Source organism: Pseudomonas parafulva (genome assembly GCF_000800255.1).
GTDB lineage: Bacteria > Pseudomonadota > Gammaproteobacteria > Pseudomonadales > Pseudomonadaceae > Aquipseudomonas > Aquipseudomonas boreofloridensis.
In genome coordinates, this window is record NZ_CP009747.1 from 2,139,403 (window position 1) to 2,157,930 (window position 18,528).

An 18,528-nucleotide genomic window follows, 5' to 3' on the forward strand; every position below is an offset into this window, starting at 1 on the left:
CCCGAGACGCAGTGCTCGGGCGAAGGGGCATTGCAGGCTTCAGGCCAGGTCGGCCGAATGGCCCTCGGCCATGGCCACGATCACTTTGCGGCTGCCTTCGAACGGCGAACGAGCGTGGGCAGCGAGCATGTTGTCGAGCATCATCACGTCGCCTTCCTGCCAGGGGAAACTGATCATGCAGTCGTCCAGCACGGCGCGGATCTGCGCGAGCACCTCGTCTTCGATGGGCGTGCCGTCACCGTAGTAGACGTTACGCGGCAAATCCTCTTCATCGACGATGTCCAGCAGGCTTTCGCGCACCTCTGGCGGCAAGTTGGAGATGTGGAACAGGTGCGCCTGGTTGAACCAGACCATGTCGCCGGTGGTGGGGTGGCGCGCCACCGCCTGGCACACCTGGCGGGTGCGCAGTTCACCGTCGTCTTTCCATTCGCAGGTGATGCCGTGGGCGCGGCAGTAGGCCTCGACCTCGTCCTGGTCCTCGGTGTCGAACACCTGCTCCCAGGACACGTCCAGGCCGTTGCCGAAGTTGCGCACGTACATCAGCCCCTTGCTGACGAAACGCTCGCGAATGTGCGCCGGCACGCGGCGGTAGACTTCACGGCTGTCGGCGATCGGCGTTTCGCCGCCGGAGCGTGCGGCGATCATGCTGTAGAACCAGATCTTCATCGGCCAGTCGCGCGAGTAGGCCTGCTCGTTGTGCAGCGGGATGCTCTGGTGCGCCGGGTACTCGGTGGAGGTGTACACGCCCTGGGTCACGTTGGTGCGCGGCGTGGAGCCGAACTCGTAGTTGAGCAGCGGATGGCCGAAGCGCGCGGCGAACTGGCGGAACGCTTCGGCGCCGTCGAGCTGGAAACCGCGGAACAGCACGCCGCCATCGCGCAGCAGGTGCTCGTCTACCAGCGCCTTGAGTTCATCGAACACCTCCAGCAGCCCGACGCCCTCCTCGGTCGCTTCGACCAGCAGCGGCAAACGCCCCTGCGCCGGCAGCAACGGACGCACGTTGAATCCCACGGCAACACCCATGACGGGCCTCCTTGTACACACTTTCATGGCAGGTTCGCGCAGGTCGCCAGGGCCCGCGGATCGGTATTGCTGTAGGAGACGGATCGCACCCGGAGCAAATTAGTCGTGCTCCCGGCCTTGGCTGTCCTGGGGCGACTGACTGGGGAGCGTGTAAGATGCGCGTTCCCTCCGTTGCAGAGCCGTGACCATGAAAATCGCTGCCGCACAAATGGCCTGCGCCTGCGGCCTGATCGATCACAACATCGCCCGGCAGGTCGCGGCGATCCGCCAAGCGGCCGATGCGCAGGTGCAGGCGGTGTTCTTCCCGGAACTGTCACTGACCGGCTACCAGCCCGCGCTCGCCGCGCGTCTGGCCATCGAGACAGACGACGCTCGACTGGACGTGTTCCAGTCATTGAGCGATCGATTCGGCCTGCTGATTGCCACCAGCGCGCCTCTGCGCGTGGCCCATGGTGTGGCGATCGCGCTGTTCGTGTTCCAGCCGCACAGGCCGCGTACCACGTACACCAAACAGCACCTGCACGAAGACGAACGGAGCGTGTTCACGCCAGGTCACGGGCTGCGCACCTATGTCTGCGCCAACCAGGTGCTGGCGCCTGCCATCTGCTACGAATCGCTGCAGTCGTGCCACGCGCAGCAGGCCGCCGCGGCCGGTGCGACGCTGTATTTCACCAGCGTGGCCAAGTCGTCACGCGGTGTCGCTGCCGCCTACAGCCACTACCCCGAGATCGCCCGCACATTCGGCATGGCGGTGGTCATGGCCAACTGCGTGGGCGCGACGGCCGACTACGTCGGTGCCGGTCGTTCGGCGGCGTGGGATGCCAGCGGGGAACTGATTGTCCAGGCCGACGGGGACGAAGAGGCGCTGGTGATCTACGACTCGCGGGCTGGGACAGGGGATATCGTGGGACTGTGTGCATGAGTCGTCAGCGCCCCCAGCCTCCCGTCGCCGACTGGGTGATTCGCACGGCTCAACCCGGCAGCGTCGAGCGAATCGAGGCGTGGTTCGGCAGTCATGGCTACGACCCGCACCGCCACGACACCTATTCCATCGGCCGCACCCTGGCCGGTGTGCAGAGCTTCCACTACAAGGGTTCGCTGCGCCACGGCCTGCCTGGCAACACCTTGGTGCTGCACCCGGACGAGGTGCATGACGGCATGGCCGGTACCGAGGCCGGTTTTCGCTATCGCATGGCCTATATCGATCCGGCACTGATCCAGAACGTGCTCGGTGGCGAGCCGTTGCCTTTCATTGGCGCCGGGCTGTCGGAGGATCCGCGTCTCTACCGGGCCAGCGAAACCTTCGTGCAGGCACTGGACCATCCGCTCGACGCGCTGGAGGAACAGGATGCGCTGTACGACCTGGCCATGGCCATGCGCGCCGTGGCCGGCAAACCGCGCGGTCGCAAGCGCCTGGACTTTGTGTCGGCCGAGCGCGCCCGGGCGTTCATTCTCGAACACCTGCACCAGGGCATCACCTTGGACATGCTCGAACAGGCCAGCGGGCGCGAGCGCTGGAGCCTGTCGCGGGACTTTCGCACGCTCTACGGCACCAGCCCCTACCGCTTCGTCACCCTGCGCCGACTGGACAACGTCCGGCGCCTGATCCTCGATGGGTTCAGCTTGGTCGATGCCGCCCTGGCCGCCGGCTTTCATGACCAGAGCCACATGACCCGGCATTTCACCCGTTGTTATGGGGTGCCGCCGATGCGCTGGCTGGAGCGGCTGCATGCGAGCCACCACGTTGCAGGATCGTACAAGAAGCGACCGACCTCCCCACTCTAGGCTAAGCGCTCCATTCAATGAGGAACGCTCATGTCCCCTTCGCAGAATCCATCCGCCACGCAACCGGTGAACCTGTTGCACAAAATCGACCTGATCGACCAGCAATGGAGTCCCAGGGTCGTGGCGCAGATGAACGATTACCAGTTCAAGGTCGTGCGCATCGAAGGCGAATTCATCTGGCATTCGCACCCCGAAACCGACGAAGCCTTCATCGTGCTCGAAGGCATCCTGCGCATCGACCTGCCAGAGCGGTCAGTGCACGTCGCCGCCGGTGAGCTCTATGTGGTGCCCAAAGGCGTGAAGCACCGAACGGCGGCCGAAGGCGAGGCCAAGCTGATGATGATCGAGCCGCAGGGTGTATTGAATACCGGCCAGGAAGGCGGTGAGCGCACGGCGTTGAATGACGTGTGGATCTGAGGGGATGTTTCGCAACTGTGGCGGTGAGCGGTAGCACCGTTACGGTTGCCAATCGCGATGCCGGGCGAGCGCGGAGGCGAGTTCACGCGAGAGTGAACTCACCCTTGCTTGGCGAACCTGCGCCGCCTCGCCATCAGTGCGCCCCCTATTCCCACCGCCATGACGGATAACAGGCCTAAGTCCAAACCTAGCCAGTGGGTCTGGCCTGCAAGAACACCTCCCAGTCCGCCGACACCTATCAGCGCCGCCGCCAAGGCTGTTCGCAAAGCACCAGGACGCAGCAGTCTGTCCAACAGAAGGCCCAGGGCCAAGGCCAGGATCAGGTGAGCAAGGTCAGACATGCAGGCTCCGTCATACGCGGGTGGATAGCAATCGCACCACGCACCCTACCGATCCACTCCGTCCTCAATCGGCAAGCAACTTCGGCCTTTCACGTCAGCCGTTTCAGCAAGCCACATTTAGCCCAGCCCTACGACAACGACTTGACCATAGGCTGATAGACCAACCCCAGATGCTCACCGATCTCCCCGGCCTGCACGAAGCCGAAACGTCGATAAGCCGGCACCGAGGGCAGTGAGGCATTCACCGTGACGGTCTCAACGCGCGCGTGAGCCAGCGCCGCGCTCATCAAACGCTGGCCAATGCCTTGACGCTGGCAGCCTGGCTCGACGAACAGCAGTGCCACATGGCGGCCTTCCTTGAGCTCCACCACGCCATTGATGGTCGCGTCCGAGAGGCACACCAGCAGCAGGTTGTCGCCGTGCATGCGTTCGGCCAGCGCCTGCTCGGTCACCAGTTTGGCGAAGGTGTCCACGCCTTGCGCCGACAGCGAAGGGGCGACGGCCTGGGTGAGTGCAGCCAGGCACACGGCACTGGCGTCGGGCAGGTCGGAGGGAAGAAGCGCGCGAATGTGCATGGTCGTCGTCCGTGGCAGCGATGGATCGCCATTGATAGCAGAACGCGCCTTGAAAGCCGAGCCGGTGTGCTGTGCAAGATCACCGTGGGCCTGTGGCGCAATGGTAACCATCCTTGTCACTGCCGGCTTCGAGCCCGACGCGCTGGTATGATGCAGCACATTTTTGTGACGTCTTCATGGCAAGGAACCCCGCTTCGTGAACAAGATTCTCGGCCACCCCCACGCACGCCTTGCCGCCCTGGCATTGCTGGTGGTGGGTCTACCTCTGGCCATCCGCGCCTGCCTGGGCTGGTCCGCCCCGCAGGGCTACCTTTCCGATCTGGCGCTCGGCAGCCTGTTGCTGCTGCTCCTGCAACGCAGCCCCTGGTGGCTGGCGCTGCCGCTGCTGCTGGCCTGGGCTGGATTGCTGGTGGCCTCGGCAGAACTGGTCAGCGCCGTTGGCCGCCTGCCCGACAGCGGCGACCTGACCTACCTGTTCGACCCGCAATTCATGGAGAACTCCACCTCGGGCGCCCTCGCCCACCCCTGGCTACCCTGGACCTTGGGCGCCGGCATCCTTGGCTGGCTGCTCGTGCACTGGCGGCTGCGACGCCAGCCCCGTCCGGCGCTGCCCCACGCCGCCTGGGTGGCGCCAATGGTGCTGTTCGCCGCCCACTGGGGCAGCGAGCACCTGCTGCCCTCGGACGCCGACCCTTGGCGTCAATACAGCCTCTCCCACCAGTTGCTCAGCACCGCTGGCGCCGACCTGCAGCTCAAGGCCCAAGGCTGGTTGGGCCACGACCTCAGCGTGACGCCACTGCCCAGCGCCGGCCTGACCCAGAGCGACCTGAACGGGCACAGGCTGCTGGACGCCCCCGGTCGAGCGCGCAATCTGTTGCTGATCACCCTCGAAGGTATTCCCGGCGCCTACCTGCGCGCCAATCGGCAGGCCCTGCACAGCGGTTACGACGACGAGCTGATGCCCAATCTCAGCCGCTGGGCCGAACGCGGGATGAACACGCCGGACTATGTCCTGCACACCCATCAAACCATTCGCGGCCTGTACGCCATGCTCTGCGGCGACTACGACAAGCTCGCCAATGGCACGCCCAAGGGCGTCGAACTGCTTACTCAAGACGTGCGCAATCAGGCCTGCCTGCCGGCGCAATTGCGCCAGGCCGGCTTCACCACTCATTACCTGCAAGGCGCCGGACTGCGCTTCATGGCCAAGGACCGGATCATGCCGCACGTGGGCTTCGAGGCGGTGCACGGTGTCGAGTGGTTCACCAATGCCAACTACCTGGAGTTCCCTTGGGGCAAGGATGACCGCGCCTTCTTCGACGGTGCGCTGAGCTACGTCGGTGAACTGCGCAAACAGCGCCAGCCGTGGATGCTCACCTTGTTGACGGTCGGTACTCATCAGCCCTATTCCGCACCGCAGGACTACCTGGAGCGCTACGACACACCGAAACAGGCGGCTGTGGCCTATCTGGACGATGCGCTCGGGCAGTTCCTCGACAACCTCGAACGCCAAGGCGTGCTCGAAGATACCCTGGTGGTCGTCACCTCGGACGAATCGCACGGCATCGATGGCGTGCGCCTGGCCTCGGCCTGGGGCTTCAACCTGACCCTGGCGCCCGAGCACAAAGCCCTGCCTCGCCTCAAGCAAGGCACCTACGGTCATGTCGACCTGGCCACTTCGGTGCTCGATTACTTCGCCCTGCCCATCCCCGCCGCGCTGGCCGGGCGCTCGCTGCTGCGTGACTATGACAGCGGCCGGGAAATGATCTCCTTCACCAATGGCCTGCTGCGCTACCACGACGGCCAGGGCACCTTCAGTGAGTGCGATTTCCAGCAACGCTGCCGACGCTACGCCAGCGACGGTTTCATCGCCGACCAGGCGCGCCCGCTCGGGCGTGGCGAAAGCGCGCTGGGCCGACAGATCGGCGCGCTGGCCGGGGTGCTCGATCAATCGCTGCTGCACACGCCACTGAACCTGCGTTATCAGTTCGGCGGGCCGGCAGCGATCGCACTGAATCAGGACATTCGTGACGACTGGGCCGACAACCTGATCGGCGCGCAATACCTGGAGATGCCCGAAGGCACCCACACCCGGGTGCGGGTCAAGGTGCGCTCGCTCGACCCTGCCCACCGCGCGCACATCCAGCTCAAGGCCAAACAGCAGGAACAGGACGTACCGCTGGGCCTGCCCGAGGAAATCCTGGTGACTGCCGATCAGCCCATGGAGCTGGAGTTCGGTTTCGACAATCCGATCGAGCGCAAGGCGTTTTCCTTCCATCTGCTGGGCTATGGTGGCGGCGAAGTCGAGGTCAGCGATTTCAGCGTGATCACCGCCGTGCCCGGCGAAGATGAAGTGATCGAAGAGCTGCAGGACGATGGGCACATCGCCCAGTCGAGCTGATCGACCGAGCGGCGCGCGATTGACGGCTAACGGATCTGGTGCTTGTGCAACAACCGATAGAACGTGGGCCGCGAAACCCCCAACACCTTCGCGGCGATGCTCATGTTGTCGCTGTGCCGGTTGAGCACATCGCACAGCGCCTGGCGCTCGGCCCGGTGCTTGTAGTCCTCCAACGTGCCCAGCGGCGCCTGCGCATCGTCGAGGTCTTGCAGGCCCAGGTCGTGGGCTTCGATCTGCCGGCCCTCGGCCAGCACCAACCCGCGCCTGACTCGGTTGGCCAGCTCACGCACATTACCCGGCCACTCATGCCGGCCCATGGCCGCCAGCGCGTTGTCGCTGAACGAACGCGGCCGTCGTCCGGTTTCCAGGCTGTAGAAATGCGAGAAATGATGAGCCAGCATCGACAGGTCACCATGCCGCTCGCGCAGCGGTGCGGTCACCACTTGGAGGACGTTGAGTCGGTAGTACAGGTCTTCACGAAAGCGCCCGCGCTCGATCGCCTGCTCCAGGTCCACGTGGGTGGCTGCCAGCACCCGCGCATCCACCGCAATGGGCTGGCTGCCGCCGACCCGCTCGATGTGCTTTTCCTGCAGAAAGCGCAGCAGATTGGCTTGCAGCTCCAGAGGCAGGTCGCCAATTTCGTCGAGAAACAGGGTGCCGCCATTGGCCGCTTCGATCCGCCCGACCTTGCGCTGATGGGCACCGGTAAAGGCACCCTTTTCGTGTCCGAACAGCTCGGACTGGATCAGGTGTTCAGGGATCGCGCCGCAGTTGATGGCAATGAACGGTTTGTTGTGTCGCTGCGACTGACGGTGCAGCGTGCGCGCCACCAGTTCCTTGCCGGTGCCACTTTCGCCACGGATCAGCACCGGTGACTCGGTCGGCGCCAGCTTGCCGAGCAGCTTGCGCAGTTCGCGCACCGGACGGCTCTCGCCCAGCAGTTCATGCTCGGGCTGCTCCAGCGGCAGTGTCTGTTTGCCGCGCAGGCGCGCCATACCGAACGCGCGCCCCAAGGTCACCTGCACGCGCGATACGTCGAAGGGCAAGGTGTGGAAGTCGAAAAACCACTCGCAGACGAAATCGCCGACATTTTGCAGACGCAATTCCTCGGCGCTGAGCACCGCGATCCATTCGGTATTGCTGCGCTTGATCAAGTCTTTGACGGCATCGGGGTGACGCAGGTGAGAGGCCTGCAGACGCAACAGACCGATGTCGCAGGGATGCTCCAGCGCAGCGCCCAGGGTAGAACTGCGCACCGCCCAACCGGCGCTCTTGAGGCCAGGTAGCAGGCGATGACACTCATCACACGGATCGACGATCAGCAAACGGCGTGGCGTGGCGGGTTCGGGCATGACCTATCCTTGGCGCCAATTATCCGTTTTCCGACTAGAAACAGTGACTTGCGGCGCCCGGATTAACAGTAGCAATGAACTTGACGCTGCCCACTACCGTTGGTCTGCCAATGGCCGCCAAAAAAGAGCGCTGGGGAATTTATTTGAACAACTGTCGTCACACGCGGCGTACGGCATGGATGCAGACATGGCGCTGTTTAAAATTTTTCCATTGTCATGTGACTTCACCTGCAACCTGGAGCATCAGTACCCATAACCCCGCGCTGCACGCACTCATACATTCACGCACCGCGGACTTACACTTCGCTGTTTGGGACCAAAGAGAGACCGAACCATGAATGCCCCGCTCCGTGTCAACGAAGCACTGCTGATCGCCGACCACGCCTTCGAACCTTTCCAGTGCGTTGCCTGGGATGCACCCAACGGTACTGGTGAGTTGAGCCTGGCAGTGATCGACCGGACCAGCACCCGCATCGGCAGCAAACAAGTGTCCTCGCGCATCTATTCCGACCGCCGGCAATGGGTGAACCTGATCGAGGAAGTGCGTGCCGAATTGTTCCACAAAGGCTATGACCTGCAACCCTGGTCGATGCCCAAGTAACCCGTGTTATCCGCCCGCCTGACATCGACCTGTGTCAGGCGGGCAACTTTCAATGGCCTGGCTGGCAACTTTAAAACGGTGCGGTTTATTGCCGCGCCGGTCTATTGTTCAACACAGCTTGAACTGCTCGATATGCTGATAGTTCGCTTTTAGTTGCGCGGCGAGTTGTCGTGCGCGACCCAGACGCACCGGCGTCATCTCGATATCCACCAACTCGCACGGGCATGGCCAGGGCGCGAGGGCTTGCCAGCGCTGCAGACGGCCATCGGTGAGCACCAGGCAACGCTGCACCTCGTGCGGATAGGCTTTGGCGCGGCGCTGCAACCATTGCCGTGCCTGCTCCAGCGCCGCCAGCAGCGGCGTGCCGCCACCGGCGCCCAGCTCACGCAGCCACGGCTGCAACGCGGCGGACGCTTTCAGGCCATGGCGTTGCCAGCGCGGTGCGTTGCCACTGGCGGTCAGCAGGGTCAGACGTGCACGCTGGCGGTAGGCATGGTCGAAGAAACTCTCCAGCAAACCTTTAGCCTGGGCCAACGCGCGATGACGGCGCGTCGAGGCCGAGGCGTCGACGATCACCAGCCACAACTGCGGCGCCTGCCCAAGGCGCTGCTGCCAACACAGTTGGTCGAGCCGCTGCGGCTTGCCTTTGAGCAAGGTCGGCACCCACGCCACACGGCCGCGCGAAGCCGCCTGGGCGCGCCCACGGTTGGCACCGACGCGCTTGTCGCTGCGCGGGCTGGCATCCGCGACCGCAGCGACGCGGGCGCGGATGCTCAGGGCTTTTTTGCCCAGTTCGGCACCTCACGCCGCGCCTCGGCCGCCACCGGTTGCGCCGCCAACGCTCCCCAATCGCCCTGACCGCCCTGCCCCGGCGCTGCCGAACTGCCTGTCGAAGGCGGTGTTTCGTTCTCCGGCGACGGGGTCTGACGACGGCGATGGCGCAGGGCAAATTCGGCCACCGCCTCCACGTCCTCCTCGGCGATGGCCTCGGCGCCGCGCCAGACGGCATGGGCACGCGCGGCACGCAGCCAGACCAGGTCGGCACGCAGACCATCGACGCCCGCCGCGAAGCAGCGCTCGGTGATCCAGGCCAGCGTCTGGTCGTCCAGGGCAATGTCGGACAGACGCTCGCGCGCCGCGCGGCAGCGATCGCGCAACTGCGCCTGAGCCCGAGCCCACTGCGCACAGAACGCCTGCGGGTCGCTGTCGAAGGCCAGGCGGCGGCGGATGATCTGCTGCCGCTCAGCCGGCGCCGGCACCCCTTCCAGGGCAATGTTCAGGCCGAAACGGTCGAGCAACTGCGGACGCAGCTCGCCTTCTTCGGGATTCATGGTGCCGATCAACACGAAGCGCGCCGCATGGCGGTGGGAAATGCCGTCGCGTTCGATGCGGTTGGTGCCGCTGGCGGCCACATCCAGCAACAGGTCCACCAGCGGGTCAGGCAACAGGTTGACCTCGTCCACATAGAGCACGCCGCCGTCGGCGTGGGCCAGCACCCCCGGCGAGAAGCGCGCCTGGCCCTGGCCCAGCGCGGCGTCCAGATCGAGGGTGCCGACCAGGCGCTCCTCGGTGGCGCCCAGCGGCAGGGTCACGAAAGGGCCGTCACCCAGCAGGTCGGCCAGCCCTCGGGCCAAGGTGCTCTTGGCCATGCCACGTGGGCCTTCGATCAGCACACCGCCGATCTTCGGATCGATGGCCGTCAGGCACAGGGCCAACTTGAGGTCGTCGGCGCCGACCACGGCGGCCAGCGGAAACTGCATAGGTTCGCTCATCTCAGGCGTGTTCCTCACCGTCGAGCAAGTGCTGCTCGAGGGCTTCGCGGTAGTCGCCCGGCGCCTGCCACAAACCGCGCTGCTGGGCTTCGAGCAGGCGTTCGGTCAGGTCATGCAGGGCATGCGGGTTATGTTGGCGCATGAAATCGCGGGTACCAGGATCGAGCACATAGGCATCGGCCAGCGCCTGGTAATGGTGATCGTCGATCAGATGCGTGGTGGCGTCGAAGGCGAACAGGTTGTCCACGGTCGCGGCCAACTCGAAGGCGCCCTTGTAGCCATGACGCTTGACCCCGTCGATCCACTTGGGGTTCAGCGCTCGGGCGCGGATCACCCGGTTCAGCTCTTCTTTCAGGGTGCGGATGCGCGGTCGATCGACCTGGCTGTGATCGCCGTGGTAACTGGCCACGGTCTGCTGCGCCAGGGTTTCGGCAGCCGCCAGCATGCCGCCCTGGAACTGGTAGTAGTCGTTGGAGTCGAGCAGGTCATGCTCATGGTTGTCCTGGTTCTGCACTACCGCCTGGACCTGGCCCAGGCGCTGGGCGAACTGGGCGCGTGCCGGAGTCCCCTCGTCGGCGCCGCCATAGGCATAGCCGCCATGGTTGAGGTAGACCTCGGCGAGGTCCGCGCGGGCCTGCCACAGGCGCCCGTCGATGGCGTTCTGCACCCCAGCACCATAGGCGCCGGGTTTGGCACCGAACACCCGCCAGCCGGCCTGGCGCTGCGCCTGTTCGGCGGCCATGCCTTGCGCCAATAGGGTTTCACGCTCGGCACGAACGCGAGCCGCCAGCGGGTTGAGGTCGTCCGGCTCGTCCAGTGCCGCCACCGCTTGCACCGCCGCGTCGAAGAGGCGGATGAGATTGCCGAAGGCATCGCGGAAAAACCCGGAGACGCGCAAGGTCACATCCACCCGTGGCCGGTCGAGCACACTCAGCGGCAGGATCTCGAAGTCATCGACCCGCTGGCTGCCCGTGGCCCACACCGGTCGCACGCCCATCAGGGCCATGGCCTGGGCGATATCGTCGCCGCCGGTACGCATGGTCGCCGTCCCCCACACCGACAAGCCCAACTGGCGCAGGTGATCGCCATGCTCTTGCAGGTGACGCTCCAGAATCAGGTTGGCCGAGGCGAAGCCCAGCCTCCAGGCCGTGGTGGTGGGCAGGTTGCGCACATCCACGGTATAGAAGTTGCGCCCGGTGGGCAGCACATCCAGACGCCCTCGACTTGGCGCACCACTCGGCCCGGCAGGCACGAAGCGCCCGGCCAGGGCCGCCAGCAGGCCGTCGATCTCGGCATCGCCACAGGCATCCAGGCTCGGTGCGACCTGCTCGTGCAGCGCATGCAGCACCGCCTGCACACCCTGCCAGCTCGGGGTATCGGGCGCGCGCTGGCGCGCTTCGATCAACGCCAGGGCAAGCAGCTCCAGACGCTCGCGGGTGTCGCCCTGGGTGCGCCAGGCACTCGTCACCACGTCCTGCAGCAGCGCCGGACGTGGTCCGTCCCAGGCCTGACCCAGGTCGCAATCCAACGGATCGAAGTCCAGTTGCAGCGCCCGCGCCAACGCCCGCAACAGGCTGGCATTGCCGTCGCGACCGTCGCCACGGTCGACCCGCAGCAACGCCAGCAGCGTGTCGCTGCGCAGGCGACCCTGGGGCGACTGGCCGAACACGTGCAGGCCGTCGCGAATCTGCGATTCCTTGAGGTCGCACAGGTAGGTGTCCAGGCGCGGCAGCCACACCGCAGCATCGTCCAGTTGACCTTCGAGCTGCAGGTCGCGGTCAATGTGGTTGGCCTTCACCAACTCGACGATGTCGCGCTGAAGCTCGCGGGCTCGCCGTGGGTCGAGCAACTGCGCTTCATAGTATTCGTCGGCCAGTTGCTCCAAATGGCGCAAAGGCCCGTAGGTTTCGGCGCGGGTCAACGGTGGCATCAGGTGATCGATGATCACCGCCTGGGTCCGGCGCTTGGCCTGGGCGCCCTCGCCTGGGTCGTTGACGATGAATGGATAGATGTTCGGCAACGGGCCGAGCAGCGCATCCGGCCAGCACTCGGCGGACAGGCCGACGCCCTTGCCGGGCAGCCATTCCAGGTTGCCATGCTTGCCGACGTGGATCAGCGCATCGGCAGCGTAGACCGTGCGCAACCAGAAATAGAACGCCAGGTAGCCATGCGGGGGCACCAGGTCCGGATCGTGGTAGACCGCGCTGGGGTCCACCTGGTAGCCGCGCGCCGGCTGGATTCCAACGAAGGTCAGGCCCAGGCGCAGTCCCGCCACCATCATCCGCCCGCTGCGGAACATGGGGTCCTGCTCGGGTGCGCCCCAGCGCTCGCGTACTGCTCGCTGGTTGGCTTCGGGCAGGTGGGCAAAGGCCGCCAGATAGTCGTCCAGGGCCAGGCTCTGGGCACACGGGCGCTGGTCGAGGTGGTCCAGGTCGTTGGTCACGCCGCCAAGCAGGCGGTGGATCAGTGCGGTGCCGGTCGACGGCAGGTCAGCCACCGGATAGCCCTGGGCGTGCAGGGCCTTGAGGATGTTCAGGGCCGCACCTGGCGTGTCCAGACCGACGCCGTTGCCGATCCGGCCGTCACGGGTGGGGTAATTGGCCAGCACCAACGCCACGCGCTTTTGCGCATTGGGCAGGCGCGCCAACTCGACCCAGCGCCGCGCCAGTTCGGCGACGAAATCCATGCGCTCGGGATGAGCCTTGTAGCACACCACATCGGACTGGCTGCGTTCGCTGCGCCAGGCCAGGTCCTTGAAGCTCACGGGACGCGTGATGATGCGCCCATCGAGCTCCGGCAGCACGATATGCATCGCCAGGTCGCGCGCCCCCAAGCCCTGCTCGCTGGCTTCCCAGCCGGGCTGATTGTCCTGGGCGCAGATAGCCTGCAACACCGGCACGTCGCGGCGCAGCGGTCGCAGGTTGGGGCGCTCGGGACTGGACAGGGCAAAACCGGTGGTGTTGATCACCACCTCGGCGCCGACCTCATCGAGCCAGGCTTCGACCTGCTCCAGGCACGCCATTTCCTTGAGGCTGGCAACCGCGATCGGCAACGGATTCAACCCGGCGGCTTGCAAGCGCTGGCAGAACACGTCGATGAAACCGGTATTGGCCGCCTGCAGGTGCGAGCGGTAGAACAGGATCGGGGCGACCGGCTGCTCGGGCTGCCAGTGGCCATACCAGTCCTGCAACTGCGCGGCGGGTTTGTCGGGATGGTAGACGCTGGTCCGCGGCAGCGGCTGCGGCGCGTCCCAGCTGTAGTCGCGGCCCAACCATTGGTTGGCCAGGCACTTGAACAGGTTCAGGGCATTGGCCCGACCGCCCTGGCGCAGAAAGTGCCAGAGCCGCTCGGCCTGAGCGTCGGGCACCGTGCCCAGGCGGGTCAGCTCGGGGTCGGGTCGGTCGTCGCCTGGTACGAGAATCAGTTGCACACCGCGGGCGGCCAGTTCGACCAGTTGCTCCACGCCATAGCGCCAGTAGCCGACGCCGCCGTGCAGCGACAGCAGGATCACCTTGGCGTGGCGCAGCACCTGATCGAAGTAGAGGTCCACCGAGGCATGGTTCTGCACCTGCATGGGATTGGCCAGGCGCAGGCTGGGAAAGTCGTCCGGCAACTGCTCGGCGGTGTCGGCGAGCAGCGCCAGGTGGGAATCACCGCTGCAGAGAATCACCAGGTCGGCGGGGGTCTGGCCGAGGTCGGCAATGCTGTCGTCCGGCACGAAGCCGCCGGGCTGGGTCCGCAGCAGGTGCATCGATCAGGCGCCCAGGGCCTGGCGCAGGCGCGCTTCGAGCTGGGCGGCATCGAGGTCCTGACCGATCAGCACCAGCCGGGTGATGCGCGGCTCGTCGGCGCGCCAGGCACGGTCGAAGTGCTTGTCGAAGCGCGTGCCGACGCCCTGGATCAGCAGGCGCATCGGTTTGCCGGGAATTGCGGCAAAGCCCTTGGCACGCAAGATGCCGAACTCACCCACCAACTGCGCCAGCGCGTCGAGCAGCAGGCGCTCGTCGGCTTCGGGCAGGTCGATGGAGATGGAGTCGAAGGCGTCGTGATCGTGGTCGTCCTCTTCGCCGTCATGGTGCGAATCGTGATGGGTGCGGCGCGCATCGATGTGCGCTTCGGCTTGCGCGTCCAGGCCCAGCAGCACGTCCAGCGGCAGACGACCGCTGCTGGCCTCGATCACCTTGACCGCCGGTGGCAGTTCTTCGGCCACCTCGACGCGGACCTTGGCCAGGCCCTCGGCGTCGATCAGGTCGGCTTTGTTCAGCACCACCAGGTCGGCGCTGGCCAACTGGTCGGCGAACAGCTCGTGCAGGGGCGACTCGTGATCCAGGTTAGGGTCGAGTTTGCGCTGGGCATCGACCTGCTCGGGATAGGCGGCGAAGGTGCCGGCAGCCACGGCCGGGCTGTCGACCACGGTAATCACTGCATCGACGGTGCAGGCGTTGCGGATTTCCGGCCACTGGAAGGCTTGCACCAAGGGTTTGGGCAGCGCTAGGCCGCTGGTCTCGATGAGGATGTGGTCCAGGTCGCCACGGCGCGCCACCAACTCGCGCATCACCGGGAAGAACTCTTCCTGCACCGTGCAGCACAGGCAGCCGTTGGCCAGCTCGTAGACGCGGCCGTTGGCTTCTTCCTCGCTACAGCCGATGCTGCACTGCTTGAGGATCTCGCCGTCGATGCCCAGCTCGCCGAATTCGTTGACGATGACCGCGATGCGCCGGCCTTGGGCGTTGTCGAGCATGTGCCGGAGCAAGGTCGTCTTGCCCGAGCCGAGGAAGCCGGTGACGATGGTGACCGGAAGTTTGGCCAGTGTTTTCATGTGGCAATGCCCTTGGCAGCAATGGTGCGGGCATGCGGGACGAGCGCCTCGGCCGAGCGGCCGGGCACGTTCGCCACCGGATCACCCCGCCCGGTTGAAGGTCGAAAACGTCACGAGGCAGGTCTCCTGGCTTGCACTGCACGGCCTCGGGCCGTTGGTTCGACGCCTTCCCGCACGTGCAGTGGCTGTGTCGAACCTGTTCAGTGCTTACAGTTGCGGGGGCAGCCGCGGCTTGGACCGCGTTCCCGTCTTAGGCTCTGCCTGAAATGTGTCTGCACTCGCCCATACGGCGTTGAAACGGGGCTCGAAATGCTCATGTACTCCAGTACACTGCGCTTTCTCACCCCGTTTCGCCTTGTCTGGCCTTCGCGCAGACACATTTCAGACAGACCCAAGCTCCGGTCGGGCCGGAGAACCTCGAACCGGCAAGGCTACGCAGTGGGGCGCAGGTGGTCAACCGTCTCGCGCCGACAGGCGGCCACTACCACCCTTCCCCGGCCAGAAGCTGCTTGAGCGCATCGGCCAGGGCCTTGACCATACCGTCGGCGCTGGGCCGATGGACGATGACGATCTCGTAGCTGTCCACCTCCGGCAGCCCCTGCGCTGCCCCCAGTACGCGGTGCTCGGCGGTGGCTGCGCGCGGTGGCAGGAGGCTCACGCCCATGCCGTTGGCGACCGCCGCCTGAATGCCGGACAGGCTGGAGCTGGTGAAGCTGATGCGCCACCGGCGGCCCATGCCCTCGATGGCCTGGATCATGTCTTCGCGGTACAGGCCGCGCGGCGGAAACGTCACCAGCGGCACCGGGTCCAGCTCGAAGGTGGGCAGGTGCAGGCTGTCGATCCATTGCAGCGGCTCCGGCCAGCAAGCCAGGCCCTCGCGGCTGTTGCGCCGTTGTTTGAGCAGCACCAGGTCCAGTCCGCCGTTGTCGTAGGCCTGGCTCAGGTCGCGGCACAGGCCACTGGTGACCTCCAGCTTGACCTGCGGATACTGGCGGCTGAAGGCTGACAGTGCATGGGTGGTACGGCCGCCGACGAAGTCTTCGGGTACACCCAGGCGCACGGTCACGCCGACCGAGGCCCCGGCCAGGGCCTCGAGCATCTGGTCATTGAGCGCAAGCATGTGCCGGGCGTAGCCGAGCAGGGTCTGGCCGGCGTCGGTGGGCAGCACGTCGCGGTGACCGCGCACCAGCAGGCGATGGCCGACCATCTCTTCCAGGCGGCGGACCTTCTGGCTGATGGTCGACTGGGTCGAGTGCAGGCGAGCAGCGGCGGTGGTGAAACTGCCGCAATCGGCCACCACGACGATGGCGCGGAGCAAGTCGAGGTCGAACAGCGCTCTATTCGGTTTGACGCTGGTGTGCATCACAGTATTCGATTCGCGAATGGAAGAACGGCGTTCTAGCACAGCCCCGCCGCCCCGGCAATCGCGCAGGTATTCGCAAAGCCACTGCGCGTCATCCAGATAATTCGTTTCAGTACGCCGCTCCTGATCTCCTAGGATGAACCTTCGTACCCAGGAGACCGCCTCATGCGAATGCCCCTCATCGCCTGCCTGCTGGCTGCGCTCACCTGCCCTATGGCCCACGCCGAGACCTCGCCCATGGACACCCGCCTGCTGTACGCCGCCCAGCGCGGCGATGCCCCCGCCATCGGCCGCCTGCTCAAAGAGTCGGTGGATCTTGAGCGTCGCGATGCGCAAGGTCGCACACCGTTGATGCTGGCAACCCATGGCAACCATGTCGAGGCGGCCCGGGTATTGATCGAGGCCGGGGCGGATGTCAACGCCAAGGACGCCATCCACGACAGCCCCTACCTGTATGCCGGCGCGCGAGGCCTGAATCAGATCCTGCGCCTGACCCTGGACCACGGCGCCGACCTGGCCAGCACCAACCGCTATGGCGGCACGGCGCTGATCCCGGCTGCCGAGCGCGGCCATGTGGACACGGTGCAGATGCTGATCGACGCTGGGGTCGAGGTGAACCACCTCAACCGTCTGCATTGGACCGCCCTGCTGGAGGCCGTGATTCTCGGTGATGGCGGCCCTCGGCACGTCGAGATCGTGGAACGGCTGCTGGCCGCCGGCGCCGACCCGACGATCGCCGACAAGGACGGCGTGACCGCGCTGGCCCATGCCAAGGCGCGCGGTTATGCGCAGATGGTGGCGCTGCTCGAACCCTGACGCCGCGCCCCCTACACGGCCTCGTACGGCAGGCCCACGTAGTTCTCGGCGATGTTCACCAGGCCGGCCGGCGAGTTCAGGAAGTACTCGCGGTCGGCCTCCTGCATCTTTTGGTCCCAGGCATCTTTGTGCTCGCCGAAATCGTGCAGCAACTGCGTCATGAACCAGCTGAAGCGCTCGCCTTTCCACACTCGCCGCAACGCCAGCTCGGAGTAGCGCTGCAACAGATCGGTGCGGCCTTCGCGGTAGACCTTGAGCAGGATGCGGTACAGGTAATTGACGTCGGAGGCGGCCAGATTGAGGCCCTTGGCACCGGTGGGCGGAACGATGTGCGCCGCATCGCCGACCAGGAACAGGTGGCCGTACTGCATCGGCTCCACCACCAGGCTGCGCAGCGGGGCGATGCTCTTCTCCAGCGCAGGTCCGGTGACCAGGCGCTCGGCGACCTCTTCGGGCAGTCGCGCCTTGAGTTCGTCCCAGAAGCGATCGTCCGACCAATCCTCGACCCGCTCCTGCAGCGGTACCTGCAAGTAGTAGCGGCTGCGGGTGGCAGAACGTTGACTGCACAGCACGAAGCCACGGTCGTGGTGGGCGTAGATCAGCTCATGGTTGACCGGCGGAGTATCGGACAGCAGCCCCAGCCAGCCGAATGGATAGACCCGCTCGTACTGCTCGAGCACGCCCTCGGGAATGCTCTGGCGCGAAACGCCATGGAAGCCGTCGCAGCCGGCGATATAGTCGCAGTCCACACGCTGGACCTGACCCTCGTGCTCGAAGGTGATGTAGGGCTGTTCATCCTTCAAGCCATGGGGCTGGACGTTACTGACGCCGTAGAAGATCGGCGCCCCGCTCTGCTCGCGAGCCTGCATGAGGTCGCGGGTCACTTCGGTCTGGCCGTAGACCATCACGGTCTTGCCGCCGGTCAGGGCCTTGAGGTCCAGTCGCTGGCGACGACCACCGAACAGCAGTTCAACGCCTTCGTGCACCAGTCCTTCGCGGTCCATGCGCGCCGAGACGCCTGCCTCGCGCAGCAGATCGACCGTGCCTTGTTCGAGCACGCCGGCACGGATGCGCCCGAGCACGTAGTCCGGCGTCTGCCGTTCGAGGATCAGCGTGTCGATACCGGCCTGGTGCAGCAGTTGGCCGAGCAGCAGGCCAGAAGGACCGGCACCAATGATTGCAACCTGAGTTTTCATTGTTGTTGTCTCGCCTTGTCGGTGCCGGACTGGCAATAGCCGGCACGGATGATTAGGGTATGCCCCT

At 65.5% G+C, this 18,528-nt stretch carries 15 protein-coding genes and 1 riboswitch; of the genes, 6 read left to right on the forward strand and 9 right to left on the reverse strand.

Going from position 1 to position 18,528, the window contains the following annotated elements; translation table 11 throughout:
* Positions 1-39: 39 nt before the first annotated feature.
* Positions 40-1,023, reverse strand: a complete 984-nt coding sequence (locus NJ69_RS09025; protein ID WP_039578249.1) for a TauD/TfdA family dioxygenase — start codon at positions 1,021-1,023, stop codon at positions 40-42.
* 187 nt (positions 1,024-1,210) lie between these two features.
* On the opposite strand from NJ69_RS09025, the gene NJ69_RS09030 reads away from it, so the two are divergent.
* The 3 genes from NJ69_RS09030 to NJ69_RS09040 are packed head-to-tail and all read left to right on the forward strand — an operon-like array spanning position 1,211 to position 3,225.
* Complete coding sequence (locus tag NJ69_RS09030; protein WP_039578251.1) at positions 1,211-1,945, forward strand: carbon-nitrogen hydrolase family protein; 735 nt, start codon at positions 1,211-1,213, stop codon at positions 1,943-1,945.
* On the forward strand, positions 1,942-2,808 hold the full coding sequence (locus tag NJ69_RS09035) for an AraC family transcriptional regulator (RefSeq protein WP_039578254.1): 867 nt from the start codon (positions 1,942-1,944) through the stop codon (positions 2,806-2,808). The genes NJ69_RS09030 and NJ69_RS09035 overlap by 4 nt, the downstream gene beginning before the upstream one ends.
* A 30-nt stretch (positions 2,809-2,838) precedes the next feature.
* Positions 2,839-3,225 carry a cupin domain-containing protein gene (locus NJ69_RS09040; protein ID WP_039578255.1) on the forward strand — a complete coding sequence of 129 codons (387 nt, stop codon included), beginning with the start codon at positions 2,839-2,841 and terminating at the stop codon, positions 3,223-3,225.
* A 469-nt stretch (positions 3,226-3,694) separates the two neighbouring features.
* Here the strand turns inward: NJ69_RS09040 and NJ69_RS09050 are convergent, their stop codons facing one another.
* Entirely contained in the window at positions 3,695-4,141 is a 447-nt protein-coding gene (locus tag NJ69_RS09050; RefSeq protein ID WP_039578259.1) for a GNAT family N-acetyltransferase, read from the reverse strand.
* 196 nt (positions 4,142-4,337) lie between these two features.
* Here NJ69_RS09050 and NJ69_RS09055 point away from each other — a divergent pair, with 196 nt between their 5' ends.
* Complete coding sequence (locus NJ69_RS09055; protein ID WP_039578262.1) at positions 4,338-6,542, forward strand: LTA synthase family protein; 2,205 nt, start codon at positions 4,338-4,340, stop codon at positions 6,540-6,542.
* 26 nt (positions 6,543-6,568) lie between these two features.
* On the opposite strand, the gene NJ69_RS09060 is transcribed toward NJ69_RS09055, so the two are convergent.
* Positions 6,569-7,894, reverse strand: coding sequence for a sigma-54 dependent transcriptional regulator (locus NJ69_RS09060; protein WP_039578264.1), 1,326 nt, complete (start codon positions 7,892-7,894; stop codon positions 6,569-6,571).
* Positions 7,895-8,228: 334 nt separating this feature from the next.
* Here NJ69_RS09060 and NJ69_RS09065 point away from each other — a divergent pair, with 334 nt between their 5' ends.
* A complete protein-coding gene (locus NJ69_RS09065) occupies positions 8,229-8,495 on the forward strand; it encodes a hypothetical protein (RefSeq protein WP_029613301.1) in 267 nt (88 codons plus the stop codon).
* 108 nt (positions 8,496-8,603) lie between these two features.
* Here NJ69_RS09065 and NJ69_RS09070 read toward each other — a convergent pair whose 3' ends face one another.
* The 5 genes from NJ69_RS09070 to NJ69_RS09090 form a co-directional block, all read right to left on the reverse strand.
* Entirely contained in the window at positions 8,604-9,167 is a 564-nt protein-coding gene (locus NJ69_RS09070) for a vWA domain-containing protein (protein WP_039578267.1), read from the reverse strand.
* A gap of 101 nt (positions 9,168-9,268) precedes the next feature.
* The gene (locus tag NJ69_RS09075) at positions 9,269-10,267 is read right to left on the reverse strand and encodes an ATP-binding protein (protein ID WP_039578270.1); all 999 of its coding nucleotides are present in this window, start codon (positions 10,265-10,267) and stop codon (positions 9,269-9,271) included.
* A gap of 1 nt (position 10,268) precedes the next feature.
* The gene (cobN, locus tag NJ69_RS09080) at positions 10,269-14,018 is read right to left on the reverse strand and encodes a cobaltochelatase subunit CobN (protein ID WP_039578272.1); all 3,750 of its coding nucleotides are present in this window, start codon (positions 14,016-14,018) and stop codon (positions 10,269-10,271) included.
* Between the two features lie 3 nt (positions 14,019-14,021).
* Complete coding sequence (gene cobW, locus NJ69_RS09085) at positions 14,022-15,086, reverse strand: cobalamin biosynthesis protein CobW (protein WP_039578273.1); 1,065 nt, start codon at positions 15,084-15,086, stop codon at positions 14,022-14,024.
* 99 nt (positions 15,087-15,185) lie between these two features.
* Positions 15,186-15,388: riboswitch (cobalamin riboswitch) on the reverse strand.
* A gap of 179 nt (positions 15,389-15,567) precedes the next feature.
* A complete protein-coding gene (locus tag NJ69_RS09090) occupies positions 15,568-16,449 on the reverse strand; it encodes a LysR substrate-binding domain-containing protein (protein ID WP_039578274.1) in 882 nt (293 codons plus the stop codon).
* Between the two features lie 165 nt (positions 16,450-16,614).
* Between NJ69_RS09090 and NJ69_RS09095 the strand changes: the two genes are divergently transcribed.
* Positions 16,615-17,265 (forward strand): ankyrin repeat domain-containing protein, encoded by a 651-nt coding sequence (locus tag NJ69_RS09095; protein WP_039578276.1) that lies wholly within the window; start codon positions 16,615-16,617, stop codon positions 17,263-17,265.
* A gap of 11 nt (positions 17,266-17,276) precedes the next feature.
* Here NJ69_RS09095 and pobA read toward each other — a convergent pair whose 3' ends face one another.
* Positions 17,277-18,461 carry a 4-hydroxybenzoate 3-monooxygenase gene (pobA, locus tag NJ69_RS09100; protein ID WP_039578278.1) on the reverse strand — a complete coding sequence of 395 codons (1,185 nt, stop codon included), beginning with the start codon at positions 18,459-18,461 and terminating at the stop codon, positions 17,277-17,279.
* Positions 18,462-18,528: the final 67 nt, after the last annotated feature.

Coding starts and splice junctions, on each gene's coding strand:
- NJ69_RS09025 (WP_039578249.1), bottom strand. CDS start 1,023: ATGGGTGTTGCCGTGGGATTCAACGTGCGTCCGTTGCTGCCGGCGCAG.
- NJ69_RS09075 (WP_039578270.1), bottom strand. CDS start 10,267: ATGAGCGAACCTATGCAGTTTCCGCTGGCCGCCGTGGTCGGCGCCGAC.
- NJ69_RS09030 (WP_039578251.1), top strand. CDS start 1,211: ATGAAAATCGCTGCCGCACAAATGGCCTGCGCCTGCGGCCTGATCGAT.
- NJ69_RS09095 (WP_039578276.1), top strand. CDS start 16,615: ATGCGAATGCCCCTCATCGCCTGCCTGCTGGCTGCGCTCACCTGCCCT.
- NJ69_RS09065 (WP_029613301.1), top strand. CDS start 8,229: ATGAATGCCCCGCTCCGTGTCAACGAAGCACTGCTGATCGCCGACCAC.
- pobA (WP_039578278.1), bottom strand. CDS start 18,461: ATGAAAACTCAGGTTGCAATCATTGGTGCCGGTCCTTCTGGCCTGCTG.
- NJ69_RS09035 (WP_039578254.1), top strand. CDS start 1,942: ATGAGTCGTCAGCGCCCCCAGCCTCCCGTCGCCGACTGGGTGATTCGC.
- NJ69_RS09040 (WP_039578255.1), top strand. CDS start 2,839: ATGTCCCCTTCGCAGAATCCATCCGCCACGCAACCGGTGAACCTGTTG.
- cobN (WP_039578272.1), bottom strand. CDS start 14,018: ATGCACCTGCTGCGGACCCAGCCCGGCGGCTTCGTGCCGGACGACAGC.
- NJ69_RS09090 (WP_039578274.1), bottom strand. CDS start 16,449: ATGCACACCAGCGTCAAACCGAATAGAGCGCTGTTCGACCTCGACTTG.
- NJ69_RS09050 (WP_039578259.1), bottom strand. CDS start 4,141: ATGCACATTCGCGCGCTTCTTCCCTCCGACCTGCCCGACGCCAGTGCC.
- NJ69_RS09060 (WP_039578264.1), bottom strand. CDS start 7,894: ATGCCCGAACCCGCCACGCCACGCCGTTTGCTGATCGTCGATCCGTGT.
- cobW (WP_039578273.1), bottom strand. CDS start 15,086: ATGAAAACACTGGCCAAACTTCCGGTCACCATCGTCACCGGCTTCCTC.